11 protein-coding genes are annotated in these 13,562 nt (G+C 66.5%); 10 read left to right on the top strand and 1 reads right to left on the bottom strand.

The window, feature by feature from the left end:
• Positions 1-31 precede the first annotated feature (31 nt).
• The 10 genes from rpoD to EV657_RS06290 all read left to right on the top strand — a co-directional run bounded on the left by rpoD (position 32) and on the right by EV657_RS06290 (position 11,661).
• Positions 32-2,020: an RNA polymerase sigma factor RpoD gene (rpoD, locus tag EV657_RS06335; RefSeq protein WP_075784953.1), complete on the top strand. Its 1,989-nt coding sequence runs from the start codon at positions 32-34 to the stop codon at positions 2,018-2,020.
• A gap of 24 nt (positions 2,021-2,044) precedes the next feature.
• Positions 2,045-2,593 carry a mismatch-specific DNA-glycosylase gene (locus EV657_RS06330; protein ID WP_134077420.1) on the top strand — a complete coding sequence of 183 codons (549 nt, stop codon included), beginning with the start codon at positions 2,045-2,047 and terminating at the stop codon, positions 2,591-2,593.
• Between the two features lie 92 nt (positions 2,594-2,685).
• The gene (locus tag EV657_RS06325) at positions 2,686-3,135 is read left to right on the top strand and encodes a hypothetical protein (protein WP_075784955.1); all 450 of its coding nucleotides are present in this window, start codon (positions 2,686-2,688) and stop codon (positions 3,133-3,135) included.
• Between the two features lie 199 nt (positions 3,136-3,334).
• Positions 3,335-3,874 (top strand): ubiquinone anaerobic biosynthesis accessory factor UbiT, encoded by a 540-nt coding sequence (ubiT, locus tag EV657_RS06320; protein ID WP_243837501.1) that lies wholly within the window; start codon positions 3,335-3,337, stop codon positions 3,872-3,874.
• On the top strand, positions 3,871-4,869 hold the full coding sequence (ubiU, locus tag EV657_RS06315) for a ubiquinone anaerobic biosynthesis protein UbiU (protein ID WP_134077419.1): 999 nt from the start codon (positions 3,871-3,873) through the stop codon (positions 4,867-4,869). The genes ubiT and ubiU overlap by 4 nt, the downstream gene beginning before the upstream one ends.
• 5 nt (positions 4,870-4,874) lie before the next feature.
• Positions 4,875-5,798: a ubiquinone anaerobic biosynthesis protein UbiV gene (gene ubiV / locus EV657_RS06310; protein ID WP_243837500.1), complete on the top strand. Its 924-nt coding sequence runs from the start codon at positions 4,875-4,877 to the stop codon at positions 5,796-5,798.
• Positions 5,799-6,127: 329 nt separating this feature from the next.
• Positions 6,128-7,471 (top strand): alanine/glycine:cation symporter family protein, encoded by a 1,344-nt coding sequence (locus EV657_RS06305; RefSeq protein ID WP_113670838.1) that lies wholly within the window; start codon positions 6,128-6,130, stop codon positions 7,469-7,471.
• A gap of 97 nt (positions 7,472-7,568) precedes the next feature.
• Positions 7,569-9,743, top strand: coding sequence for a peptidase domain-containing ABC transporter (locus EV657_RS06300; RefSeq protein ID WP_134077417.1), 2,175 nt, complete (start codon positions 7,569-7,571; stop codon positions 9,741-9,743).
• Between the two features lie 10 nt (positions 9,744-9,753).
• A complete protein-coding gene (locus tag EV657_RS06295) occupies positions 9,754-11,052 on the top strand; it encodes an HlyD family type I secretion periplasmic adaptor subunit (protein WP_075784959.1) in 1,299 nt (432 codons plus the stop codon).
• Positions 11,053-11,067: 15 nt separating this feature from the next.
• On the top strand, positions 11,068-11,661 hold the full coding sequence (locus tag EV657_RS06290; RefSeq protein ID WP_075784960.1) for a class I SAM-dependent methyltransferase: 594 nt from the start codon (positions 11,068-11,070) through the stop codon (positions 11,659-11,661).
• Between the two features lie 723 nt (positions 11,662-12,384).
• Here EV657_RS06290 and dusA read toward each other — a convergent pair.
• Positions 12,385-13,431, bottom strand: a complete 1,047-nt coding sequence (dusA, locus tag EV657_RS06285) for a tRNA dihydrouridine(20/20a) synthase DusA (protein WP_113670835.1) — start codon at positions 13,429-13,431, stop codon at positions 12,385-12,387.
• Positions 13,432-13,562: the final 131 nt, after the last annotated feature.

Genomic DNA, 13,562 nt, shown 5'->3' with positions numbered 1-13,562 from the left:
GACGAATCAGCCATCCTGCAAGGAGACCTTCATGGCCGCCAAGGACACGGACGACAGCAAGACCGACGAGCAGGACGCCGACCTCGCGCTCGACATGAGCCAGGCTGCGGTCAAGAAGATGATCGCCGAGGCCAAGGAGCGCGGCTACATCACCTATGACCAGCTCAACCAGGTGCTGCCGCCCGACCAGGTGTCTTCGGAACAGATCGAGGATGTGATGTCGATGCTGTCCGAGATGGGCATCAACATCATCGAGGAAGACGAGGCCGAAGAGGGCGAGGAGAAATCGACCGAAGTGGTCGAGACCTCCACCTCGCGCGAGGTTGCGCTGGCCACCAGTACGTCCGAAACGCTGGACCGCACCGACGATCCGGTGCGGATGTATCTTCGCGAGATGGGCTCGGTCGAACTGCTGTCGCGCGAGGGCGAGATCGCCATCGCCAAGCGGATCGAGGCCGGCCGCAACACGATGATCGCGGGGCTTTGCGAAAGCCCGCTGACCTTTCAGGCGATCACCATCTGGCGCGACGAGCTTCTGAACGAAGATATCCTGCTGCGTGACGTGATCGACCTCGATGCCACCTTCGGGCGCTCGCTCGAGGAGGACGAGGGCGATGAGCCGGTCGTCGACGGGCTCGAGGTCGAGGCCGCGAACCCCAACAGCCGCAAGGACGAAGACAGCCCCGAACTCGACGCCGACGGCAACCCGATCCGCCGCGACGACGATGACGAGGACGAGGAACAGGCCAACATGAGCCTCGCGGCCATGGAGGCGGCGCTGAAACCGCGCGTGCTGGAAACCCTCGACCAGATCGCCGAGGACTATTCCAAGCTTTCCGAGATCCAGGACAAGCGGATCCAGGCCACGCTGAGCACGACCCATCGCTTTTCCGACAAGGACGAGGCCGAATACCAGAAGCTGCGCGCCGAGATCGTGCTGCTGGTCAACGAGCTGCATCTGCACAACAACCGGATCGAGGCGCTGATCGACCAGCTTTACGGGATCAACCGCAAGATCATGTCGATCGACAGCGCCATGGTGAAGCTGGCCGACCAGGCCCGCATCAACCGGCGCGAATTCATCGACGAATATCGCGGCCACGAGCTCGACCCGAACTGGATGGATCACATGGCCCGCAAGGGCGGGCGCGGCTGGGCGGCCTTTACCGAACGATCGGGCCACAAGGTCAGCGAGTTGCGTGCCGAGATGGCCCAGGTCGGCCAGTATGTCGGCGTCGACATCCAGGAATTCCGCCGCATCGTGAGCCAGGTCCAGAAGGGCGAGAAGGAAGCCCGCCAGGCCAAGAAGGAAATGGTCGAGGCGAACCTGCGTCTGGTGATCTCGATCGCCAAGAAATACACCAACCGCGGGCTGCAATTCCTCGACCTGATCCAGGAAGGCAATATCGGCCTGATGAAGGCGGTCGACAAGTTCGAGTACCGCCGCGGCTACAAGTTCTCGACCTATGCCACCTGGTGGATCCGGCAGGCGATCACCCGGTCCATCGCGGATCAGGCGCGCACCATCCGTATCCCGGTGCACATGATCGAGACGATCAACAAGCTGGTCCGGACCGGCCGCCAGATGCTGCACGAGATCGGCCGCGAGCCGACGCCGGAAGAGCTGGCCGAGAAGCTGCAGATGCCGCTGGAGAAGGTCCGCAAGGTGATGAAGATCGCCAAGGAGCCGATCTCTCTCGAAACGCCCATCGGCGACGAGGAAGACAGCCAGCTTGGCGATTTCATCGAGGACAAGAACGCGGTCCTGCCGCTCGATTCGGCCATTCAGGAGAACCTGAAAGAGACGACGACGCGGGTTCTGGCCTCGCTGACCCCGCGCGAGGAACGGGTGCTGCGGATGCGGTTCGGCATCGGCATGAATACCGACCACACGCTGGAAGAGGTCGGCCAGCAATTCAGCGTGACCCGCGAACGGATCCGCCAGATCGAGGCCAAGGCTTTGAGAAAGCTCAAGCATCCCAGCCGGTCGCGCAAGCTCAGAAGCTTCCTCGACCAGTAACGGACGCCCCGGGAGGGCGCGGCCATGGGATCGGAGGACATCCTTCCCGATTATGTCGCGCCCGATCTGCGTACCGTCTTTTGCGGCATGGCCGCGGGGCCCCGCTCGGCAGAGCTGGGCCTTTACTATGCCGGGCGGGGGAACCGCTTCTGGCCCGTGCTTTACCGGGCGGGGCTGGTGCCCGAACCGCTGGCCGTCGGCTGCGAGGCGCGGCTGCTGGCGCTGGGCATCGGGCTGACCGATCTGGCCAAGGGCGCCTGGGGCATGGACGCGGCCGTCCCGGCCACCGCCCACGACCCCGACCGCCTGGCCCGCTTCGTCGAGATCTGGCGGCCCCGCAGCCTGGCTTTCAACGGCAAGCGCGCCGCGCAGGTCTTTCTGGGGGTCAAGCGGCTGGGCTATGGCCAGTTCGATCATGACGGGCTGCCGGTCTGGGTGCTGCCGTCGACCTCGGGTGCTGCATCGCGATACTGGGACGAAGCCGTCTGGCGGGACTTCGGGGCGGCGCTGGGGGCGGACCCTGATAGCCAGCCTGGCCGGGGCGCAGGTATGGCAGCCGTGCCGAAGCCGTGATCGCACCCCCCTTGCCGGGGCCGGGCCGCGGTTCTATCCAAGGGAGAACGGGTCCGCATGCCAGTTTCGCGGCCCGGACGGAGATGACCCCCATGCGCCTTCTGCCCTGCCTTGCCATTCTTGCCGCCGCCTCCAGCCTGGCTGCCTGCGTTCCGCAAGGCGGACCGACCCGCGCGCCGCACGCGATTCTGACCGACCATGGCAACCGGGTCGATCCGACGGGCACTCCCGGCGAATTCGAGGTGCTGGCGAGGCCCGGCGACGGCGGGGCCCAGCTCTGGTGCGCGGCCGGCGAATTCGCGCAAAGTCAGCTTCGCGCCAGCCCCGACCGGCGGATCTATCTGGTGACCCCGCGCGGTCCCAGCGCCACCCGGCCCGGCCGGACCTCGGCGGTCTTCACCGTGATGCCCAGCCCCGAGCTTCAGGCACGGGGCGACGCCATGTCCAGCCAGATGCTTCTGGGGGTGCGCAAGGTGGGAACCAATTTCAGCACGATCCACGCCGATATGGTCTGCCGCCCGCCGATCGACGTGCCGGACTGAGCGCGCAGGGCAGGGGCATGTCCCCGTCCGAACCGTGCGTTTCACGCAGTTGTGAGAGCGGAAACCGCCGGGTCCGGCGGGCGCTTTGCCTTGCAGCACAGGCGTTCGCGCGATCCCTGCGGCAATTGGTGCCCCGGACAGTGCGACAGGTTTGACCTAAGTCAATCCGGATTCTCCCACATCCGGGTATCGACCAGCCATGACAACCGCACCCCAAACTCCACGCCTGCCCGGCGCGCCCGGAGGGTTTCCCTTCCTGCCGCCGCTGCCGCTATTTCTTCTGCAGCCGGTCCTCAAGCGTATCGTCACCAAGATCGCGGCCGACAATCCGGACATGTTCGACCGGCTGGGCCATCACCGCCACGCCTATTTCCTGATCGACCCGGTCGACATGCCGTTCATGCTGTACCTGCGGCCCGATCCGGACGCGCTGGACTTCAAGGCGCTGAACCGGCGCCGCGTCCTGCCGCCCCATTGCGCGCGGATCTCGGGCAAGTTCCTCGACCTGCTGACGCTGATGGATACCGAACAGGACGGCGACGCGCTGTTCTTCTCGCGCGATCTGATCGTGACCGGCGACACCGAGGCCGTGGTCTGCCTCCGGAACGCGCTGGACGACGTGGAAGATCCGATTGCCGAAAGCGTGGCCGACATGTTCGGCGCGCCGGGCCGGGGGGCGCTGAACATGCTGCGCCGGGCGGCCGAGAACGCCCAGAAACGGAAAGGGTCGCACTCATGATCAAACCCGAACTGATCTGCCCGGCGGGCACGCCCGCCGCCCTGCGCTCGGCTGTCGATGCCGGGGCCGATGCGGTCTATTGCGGCTATCAGAACGCCACCAATGCGCGGAACTTCGTGGGGCTGAACTTCACCCCCGAAGAGATGGAGAAATCCATCAAATACGCCCATGACGGCGGCACCAAGGTGCTGATCACGCTGAACACCTTCCCGCCCGCGGGCAATGTGCAGCTGTGGAAGGACGCGGCCGACCTGTCGGCCAAGCTGGGCGCGGATGCCTGCATCGTCGCCGATATCGCGGTTGCGGCCTATATCCAGAAGACCCATCCGCAGATGCGCATCCACCTGTCGGTGCAGGCGGCGGCCTCGTCCCCCGAGGCGATCCGGTATTACGTGCAGGAATTCGGGGTGAAGCGGATCGTGCTGCCCCGGATCATGACCGTGTCCGAGATCAAGGGCCTGGTCGAAGAGATCCCCTGCGAGGTCGAGACCTTCATCTTCGGCAACCATGGCCTGATGGTCGAGGGCCGCTGCTCGCTGACCAATTACGTCACCGGCCAGTCGACCAACATGGACGGGGCCTGCTCGCCCGCCTCCTGCGTGAAATACGAACGCGCCGAGGATGGCAGCATGTCGACGATCCTCGGCGATTACATGATCGACCGGTTCAAGCCGGACGAGACCGCGGGCTATCCGACGATCTGCAAGGGCCGCTACAAATGCGATGCCCGCGATGACGGCTATTATGCCTTCGAGGAGCCGATCAGCCTGAACGCCTCGACCATGCTGCCCGATCTGATCAATGCGGGTGTGCATGCCTTCAAGATCGAGGGCCGCCAGCGGAGCCGCGCCTATGTCAAGAAAGTGGTCGCCGCCTTCCGCGAGGCCGTCGATTCGATCATGGCGGGGCAGGAACCCAAGCTGGCCGATCTGGTGGCGCTGACCGAGGGTCAGAAACACACCGAGGGTGCGCTCAAGACCAAGAAATGGAGGTAAGCCCGATGGCTGCCGAACTGACGCTGGGCCCGAACCTGTTCCACTGGCCCGCCGAGATGAAGCTCGACTTCTACAACCGGATCGCCGACGAAAGCCCGGTCTCGACCGTCTATCTGGGCGAGGTGATCTGTTCCAAGCGGACGCCGTTCTTCGACGACCACCATCTGGACAAGGTCGCCGACCGGCTGGAACGCGCGGGCAAGAAGGTCGTGTTCTGCTCGTTCTCGGAAGTGGTGATCAAGCGCGAACGCAACCTGCTGCGCGAATGGGCCGAGCAGGAGGGCCGCGACCTCGAGGTCAACAACACCGCAGCACTTCTGTACCTCAAGAACAAGCCGCACCGGATCGGCGCGCTGCTGAACGTCTATAACGAAGACACGATGGCCTATCTGCACGAGCAGGGCGCCAACCATTTCGCGCTTCTGCCCGAGCTGCCGCGGGCCGCGGTTGCCAAGCTGGGCGAGAAGGCGGCCGAGCTGGGCGTCGGGCTTGAGGTGCAGGTCTTCGGCCGGGCCTCGCTGGCGCTGTCGGCACGCTGCTACCATGCCCGGGCGCATGCCCGGACCAAGGACAACTGCCAGTTCGTCTGCGGCGAGGATCTCGACGGCATGACGCTGAAGACGATGGACGAAAAGCCCTTCCTGACGGTCAACGGCATCCAGACGCTCAGCTATGGCTATCTCGATCTGATGCCGGATATCGAGGATCTGAAGTCGATTGGCGTGACCCATTTCCGGGTGATGCCCCATACCTGCGACATGATCGCGGTGACGCGCCTGTTCGACGACGTGCTGCAGGGCCGGATGGCCCCGGCCGAAGGCGATGCCAAACTGCGCGAGCTTGGCATCGAGGCACCCTTCGTGAACGGCTTCTACCACGGACGCTCGGGCCACACCTGGTCGGACCGGGCGGCAGCCGAGCTGGCGTGAGCCGATGACGATCGGACGGCGGAGCGCAGGTCTGCGCTCTGCCACGCTATCCTCTGTCCCGCCAGCGCCTTCCGCGCCGCGTGTCATGGCCCTGCGCTCCGCGGGGCTGTTCGTGTCGTCGCGACGGTCCCGCTGTCCGGCTCCGCCTCGGGGCCCGACAGAGGTCGCCCTTTTTCCGCTTCGCGCCGCGTCTTGTGCCTTTCGCCGACCGGATCGGCCGGCCGCCTGCGGATCGGTCCCCCGGCCGCGTCAGCGCGCCGGGGCCGACCCTATTCCCGCTCTCCGTTCCGGCCGTGGCGGACCATCCGACAACTAACAGGGAAAAGTAAATGTTGGAGATACTCAACTCGATCGACTCTTTCGTCTGGGGGCCGCCGGTTCTGGTGCTGCTGCTGGGCACCGGGCTTTATCTGTGCGTGGGACTTCGTTTCCTGCCGCAGCGCAAGCTGGGCTACGGCTTCAAGATGATGCTGGAGGGCCGCAAGAAGGGCGGTGCAGGCCATGAAGGCGAGATCACGCCGTTTCAGGCGCTGACCACCGCGCTTTCGGCGACGATCGGCACCGGCAACATCGCGGGCGTTGCGACCGCGATCTTCCTGGGCGGTCCGGGCGCCGTGTTCTGGATGTGGCTGACCGCGCTGGTCGGCATGGCCACCAAATATGCCGAAGCGGTGCTGGCCGTGCATTACCGCGAGGTCGATGCCAATGGCCGCTATGTCGGCGGGCCGATGTATTACATCAAGAACGGGCTCGGTCCGCGCTTTGCCTGGCTGGCCTGGATCTTCGCCTTCTTCGCCACCATCGCCGCCTTCGGGATCGGCAACACGGTGCAGGCCAACTCGGTGGCCGATGCGGTCCAGTCGACCTTCGGCATCCCGCATCTGTGGACCGGGATCGCGCTGGCCGTTGTCACCTTCGTGGTGATCGTGGGCGGGGTCCGGCGGATCGGGGCTGTCGCCGAATGGCTGGTGCCGCTGATGGCGGTTCTGTACATCCTTGGCGCGCTGGTCATTCTTGCCGTCAACTACCAGGCCGTGCCGGGCGCGCTGGCGCTGATCTTCGAGGATGCCTTCACCGGCACCGCAGCGACCGGCGGCTTTGCCGGGGCGGCGGTGATGGCCGCGATCCGCTTCGGGGTGGCGCGCGGCGTCTTCTCGAACGAGGCGGGGCTCGGGTCCGCGCCCATCGCCCATGCCGCGGCGCTGACCGACGATCCGGTGCGCCAGGGCAACGTCGCGATGCTGGGCACGTTCATCGACACGATCCTTGTCTGCTCGATGACCGCTCTGGTCATCATCACCACCGGGGTCTGGACCAGCGGCGAGACCGGGGCCGCGCTGTCGGCGCTGGCCTTCCAGACCGGGTTGCCGGGCGGTGAACTGATCGTCAGCCTCGGGCTGATCGTCTTCGCCTTCACCACCATCCTCGGCTGGAGCTATTACGGCGAACGGGCGGCCGAATACCTGTTCGGGTCGAAGGTGATCCTGCCGTTCCGCCTGCTTTGGGTGGCCGGCGTGGTCGTCGGAGCGGTCGCCAATCTGGGCGTGATCTGGATCGTGGCCGACATCATGAACGCCCTGATGGCCATTCCCAACCTGATCGCGCTGATCGCGCTCAGCGGCACCGTCTTCGCCGTGTCCCGCGCCTACTGGCGCGCCAACCGGGCGGGCTGATCCGTCGCTCCCGGCGGGGTCCGCCCCCGCCGGGAGTTCTGTCCCGCGCCGTTTCCCGACAACCGCCCGTTAATGGTGGCTTGCGTACACATGGCGCATGTCGGTCCACGATTCCCAACTGTCCGAAACCCTCGCGCTCGATACGCCGCAGCTGTCGACGCTGCGCGGCGCGTTCCTGATCGCCGCCCATAACGGCATCATCCTCAGCCCTGACGAGCTGCCCGATCTGGGACAGGACGACCTCGCGCCCGGTCTGATGGCGCTGTTCGCGGCCAAGGGCCTGCGCTGCCGCCTGATCGGCAAGGCCGGATGGCGCATGGCCTCGCGGCTGGGGCAGGGGCTGCCGGTGCTGGCCGAGGTCGAACAGGGCCGCTGGATCGTGCTGGTCCATGCCGGTCTGGTCGAGAAGGCGCGCACCGCGGCGCTGCTCGATCCACGGCACGAGGCCGATGGCGTGCGCAGCGTTCCCTGGGAGGAATTCGAACTGCGCTGGACCGGCCGACTGATCCTGATCGGGCGAACGGATGGCAAGGCCGACGCGGCCCGGGCCTTCGGCCTGCGCTGGTTCCTGCCCGCGCTTCGGCGCGAGCGCAGCCTTTTTGCCGGCGTGGCCGTGGCGGTCGTCACCGGCAACCTGATCGCCTTTTCGCTGCCCTTGCTGCTGCAGGTGATGATCGACCGGGTGATCGCCCATCAGGCCTGGTACACGCTGATGTCGGTGACCGCGGTCTATGTGCTGCTGGTACTCTTCGATGCGGGCTTCGGCTATGTGCGCCAGCGGCTCAGCCAGATCGCGGGCGGCCGGATCGATGCCGATATCGGCTCGCAAAGCGTGGCCCATCTGTTGCGCCTGCCGATGACCGTGTTCGAGACGACGCCCGCCGGGGTAATGACCCGCAACATCCAGCAGACCGACAAGATCCGCCATTTCCTGACCGGGCGGCTTCTGCAGACGATGCTGGATGCGGCCCTGCTGCCGCTTCTGCTGACCACGCTGGCGCTTTTGTCGGGCACGCTGACGCTGATCATCGCGCTTTACGCCATCGCCATCGCGGGCTGCATCGGGCTGATGCTGCCGATCCTGCAGAGCCGGCTGAACGCGCTTTACGGGGTCGAGGCCGAACGTCAGGCGTTGTTGGTCGAAACGCTGCACAACATGCGCGCGGTCAAGTCGCTGGCGGTGGAACCCGCGCGCCAGCGGTTGTGGGAAGACAGCCTTGCCCAGTCTGTGCGCAAGCAATGGGATCTGGGCCGGATCTCGGCGCTGACCGGCACCCTGACCGGGCTTCTGGAACGGATGATGCAGGTCACGGTGGTCGCGGTCGGCGTCGGGCTGGCGCTTCAGGGCACGATCACGGTCGGCACGCTGGTCGCGATCCTGCTGCTGTCTGGTCGCGTCTCGGGGCCGCTGGTGCAGATCGTGGGCCTGATCAACGAATGGCAGGAGGCCGCGCTGTCGATCCGCATGCTGCGCAAAATCATGGATCACCCACCCGAACGGCAGGATGACGCCCAGCTGGCGCAGCCGATGCTGTCGGGGGCGCTCGAACTGCGCGAGGTGGGCTTTGCCTATCCCGGCGCCGCGACCCCGGCGCTCGACCGGGTCAGTCTTTCGGTTGCGCCGGGGCAGGTCGTGGGCATCGTCGGGCGCTCGGGCTCGGGAAAGACCACGCTGACGCGGCTGATCCAGGGGATCGAGACGCCGCAACAGGGCCTGATCCTTTTCGACGGCATCGATATCCGCAACATCGCTCTGTCGTCGCTGCGCCGTCAGGTCGGCATCGTGCTGCAGGACAACCTGCTGTTTCGCGGCTCGATCCGCGACAATATCGCGGTCGCGGTGCCCGGTGCCCCGCTCGAGGCCGTGCTGCGCGCGGCGACGCTGGCGGGCGCCGACGAATTCATCCGGCGCCTGCCGATGGGCTTCGACACCATGGTCGAGGAAAGCGGCGCCAACCTGTCGGGCGGGCAGCGCCAGCGCATTGCCATCGCCCGCGCCCTGCTGGCCGACCCGCGTATCCTCATCCTGGACGAGGCCACCTCGGCGCTCGACCCCGAATCCGAGGCATTGGTCAACCGCAACCTCGCCGCCATCGCCCATGGCCGCACCATGATCGTGGTCTCGCACCGGCTGTCCTCGCTGGTCCGGGCAGATCAGATCCTAGTGCTCGATCAGGGCCGACTGCTCGACATGGCTCCGCACGAGACCCTTCTGTCGCGCTGCGAAACCTATGCGATGCTCTGGCGCCAGCAGACCGAGCATATGGCATGAGCGCCCGCCCATGAGCAAAGTCGCGCGCGACGCGCTTCCGTTCCAGCCGCCGTTGGTACAGGTCCGCGAGGAACCTCTGCCCTGGCTGCTGCGGCTCTGGCCGTTCGGATCCGCTGTGCTTCTGGTCGCGCTGGTCACGCTGGCGGCTTTCGTTCCGATCGACGTCGTGGTCACTGCCGAGGGACGCATCGTGACCGACGATCCGCCTGTGGTGATGAAACCTCTGGGCTCGGCGGTGCTCGACCGGCTTTTGGTGCGCCCGGGCGACGCGGTCGAGCCGGGCCAGCTTCTGGCGCGGCTCGATGCGCGCGATCCTGCGACCGACGCTGCCGTTCTGACCGCCGAGCGCGTGGCAATCGAGGCCCAGATCGCCCGGATCGAGGCCGAACTCGACAATCGCGCGGTCACGGGTGAGGGCGAGGACTTTGCCCTTCAGGCCCGGATCCAGAGCGAGCGCGCCGCAACCGAGGCCGCCCAGCGCGACCAGCTGGTCACGGCGCTTGCCCAGATCGACGGCGGGATCGACGCGGCGCTGGAAAGCGTTCCTGCCCTGGCCGAGGCGGTCGCGACGGCGCGCGAGATCGAGACCATGCACGAAACCCTGCTGGCGCGGCAAAGCGGCACCCGCCTGGCGGTCAACCAGGCCCGGCTGCTGCGGCTCGATGCCGAGACCAGCAGCCGGGACAACATGGCCCAGCTGCTGTCCCTGCGCCAGGAACGCGAAACCGCCGCTGCCCGCCTTGCCGCCTTCGACAGCGACCTGCGCCAGAGCCGTCTCGAGGAACTGGCCGGGCTCCGGCCGCGGCTGGCGGTGATCGACCGCCAGTTGTCGCAGGCGACCGACCGCGCGCGGCTTTACGATCTGCGCGCGCCGCAGGCCGGTGTCGTGCTGTCGGTGGCCGAGGGGGGGCCGGGCTCGCTGATGACCATCGCCGATCCGGTGGTGGTGATCGCGCCCACAAGCGGTGCGATGCATGCCGAGATCGGGCTGCTGTCCCGTGATGTGGGGTTGGTCCATCCCGGTGACCCGGTGCGGATCAAGGTGGATGCCTTTCCCTGGCGCCGCCATGGCCTGATCGCGGGGCGGCTGACCGATGTGGCGCCCAGTTCCAGCGTGCCGACAGGTGGCGGCCCGGCCCGCCATGCCGCGCGCGTGGCCTTCGACCGCGACGTCGCCTTGCCCGACGGGCTGATGCCCGGCATGACGCTGACCAGCGACATCGCCACCGGTCACCGGACCCTCCTGACCTATTTCCTCGATCCGGTTCTCAACGGGTTGAGCGAAAGCCTGCGCGAACCCCGATCCTGAAACCGGAGCTCCTTCATGGACACCCTCACCCTCGACCCGGAAGACGTGACTGCCACTCTCAAGACCGTACTTCATGTGGGTTGCGGCATGGCCGACCCCGCCAAGCTTCCGGCCGATGCCTTTCCGGCCGATGGCTGGCGCGAGCTTCGGCTGGACATCGATCCCTCGGTGATGCCCGACATTGTGGCCAGCATCACTGACATGCGGGTGCTGGCCGAGGGCTCGGTCGACGCGGTCTGGTCGTCCCACAATCTCGAGCATTTGCGCGCCCATGAAGTGCCGCTGGCGCTGTCCGAGTTCTGCCGGGTGCTGCGGCCGGGCGGATTTGCGCTGATGACGATGCCCGATCTGCAGCGCGTCGCCATGCTGGTGGCCCAGGGGTTGCTCGAAGAGCCTGCCTATATCTCGGCTGCGGGGCCGATCTCGCCCATCGATATCCTTTACGGCTACAGGCCTTCGATCCAGGGTGGGAACGATTTCATGGCGCATCGGACCGGGTTCACGATCGGCTCGCTCAGTGCCCATATGACGCGCGCGGGCTTCGTCGACGTGCAGGTCGAATCCGACGGGCGGTTTGCGCTTTGGGCCAGGGGGGTGCGGCCCGCCTAAAGCCCTCGGCCCGACGCGAGGTGAAATCCTGCTTATGCCACGCGGGAGAACGTGGCGAAGGTGTACAGTTGGACGACTGCATCAAGCGACAGACGGCGAAGGGTCCCCACGCTGGGCGAGGCATTCAGAGCATTGGCCAGACCCAGGCAGAGTCCGCCGGGTCGATACACGCAGGCTGGGGCGGCGGTAGCTGGCCCGGGCTGCGGATTGCCAGACGCCGGAAACGGCCCGGCTCCGGGAAAGGGGCAACCTTTACCACGCTCCAGGACCTGCTGGATCGCGGCGGAACCGGGCGCATCCTGCTGCTTTGGGAGGGGGCCGGGAACGATGCGATCTTGCCCTCAGTTTCGGACTTGGCCGACCCGGATGGTCGAGACGGGGCGCCCCTTGTCCCGCCGCTTGCTTGTCGGTCTCTTCAAAGAAAGCGGAGACGCATGCGCCCTCTGGCCCGGCAATGAAGGTTCGGCATCGGAGCGGGGGGCTTTCGGAAGGATCTGGCTCGGCTGACGCCGCCCCATAGGGTTGGCCGTAACAAGGTCGTTCCCCATTGACAGAGACGGGCAAACGTCCAGCGGGCGGCCCGAGAGGCTTCTTGGCTCCGGCTCGCGCGCGATGCGGGTGACAGAGACGACGCTCATCGGAGGCGGCGTCGGCATCGGTCAGCCCTGTACGCCGCACCGCCGACGGCGCGCCTTGCGACAGCCAGGACCGGCGAGCAAGCGGTCAGGCGTTCCGTGCCGCATCCACCGGCAGAGGCTCGGGCATCGGAGGCATCGCCTCAAGCGCCGCATCGAATACGTCGAGACCCGCCCCCGGTCCGGCCGCGCCTTCGGACAGCAGACGCCGCCAGGTTCGCGCCCCGGGGCGTCCGGCGAAAAGCCCCAGCATGTGGCGGGTGACGGCGTGCAACCGGCCTCCGGCCCCCAGGTGGCGCGCGATATAGGGACGCATCTCTTCGGCCACCTGTCGCGCGGTCTTGCGTCCGGGCTGGCCAAAGATTTCTTCGTCCGCGCCCAGCAGGATCCCGGCGGGATCGTGATAGGCGGCGCGCCCGATCATCGCCCCGTCGAGCCCGTCTTCCAGAAATCCCTTGGCCTCGGTCAGTGTGCCGATCCCGCCATTGACCGACAGGTGCAATTCCGGGAAGGCCTGTTTCATCTCGTGCACCAGATCGTAGTCAAGTGGCGGCACATCGCGGTTTTCCTTCGGACTGAGCCCCTGCAGCCACGCCTTTCGCGCGTGAATGGTAAACCGCGTTGCTCCGGCGGCCGAGATCGTCTGAAGAAAGGCCGGCAACACCTCTTGCGGGTCCTGATCGTCGACTCCGATCCGGCACTTGACGGTGACCTCGACCGTCGCCGCCGCCCGCATTGCGGCAACGCATTCAGCGACAAGGCTGGGGGTCTTCATCAGGACGGCGCCAAACGCGCCCGACTGCACCTTGTCCGAGGGGCAGCCGACATTCAGGTTCACCTCGTCATAACCGGCCTCGCAGCACAGCCGCGTGGCCCGGGCAAGTTCCGCGGGGTCCGAGCCGCCCAGCTGAACGGCAACCGGGTGTTCCGCTGGCGCGTGGTCCAGCAGATGCAGGGCGCCCCCCCGGACCAGGGCGGGAGCCGTCACCATCTCGGTATAAAGCAGGGCCGAGCGGCTCATCAGCCGGTGGAAGTAGCGGCAATGTCGGTCTGTCCAGTCCATCATCGGCGCGACCGAAAGGCGGGCGGCGTTGATAGCGTTATATTTTCTTTTATTTTCTGTGTATTGCGCCATCGCTCGTTTGCCTTCGTCTCGCCTCGTTCCGCTCTATTTTTCCCGGTTTGCAGAGATCGGTCCTACAATGCCGGACTAAAATCGACTCTTGCAGGACTGGTTGTATGGGCACCATCACCCCCCGGCCGCGG

This window comes from Rhodovulum visakhapatnamense (genome assembly GCF_004365965.1).
GTDB lineage: Bacteria > Pseudomonadota > Alphaproteobacteria > Rhodobacterales > Rhodobacteraceae > Rhodovulum > Rhodovulum visakhapatnamense.
The sequence above is the reverse complement of the archived record's forward strand: the minus strand, read 5'-3'. Positions and strand labels throughout refer to the sequence as shown.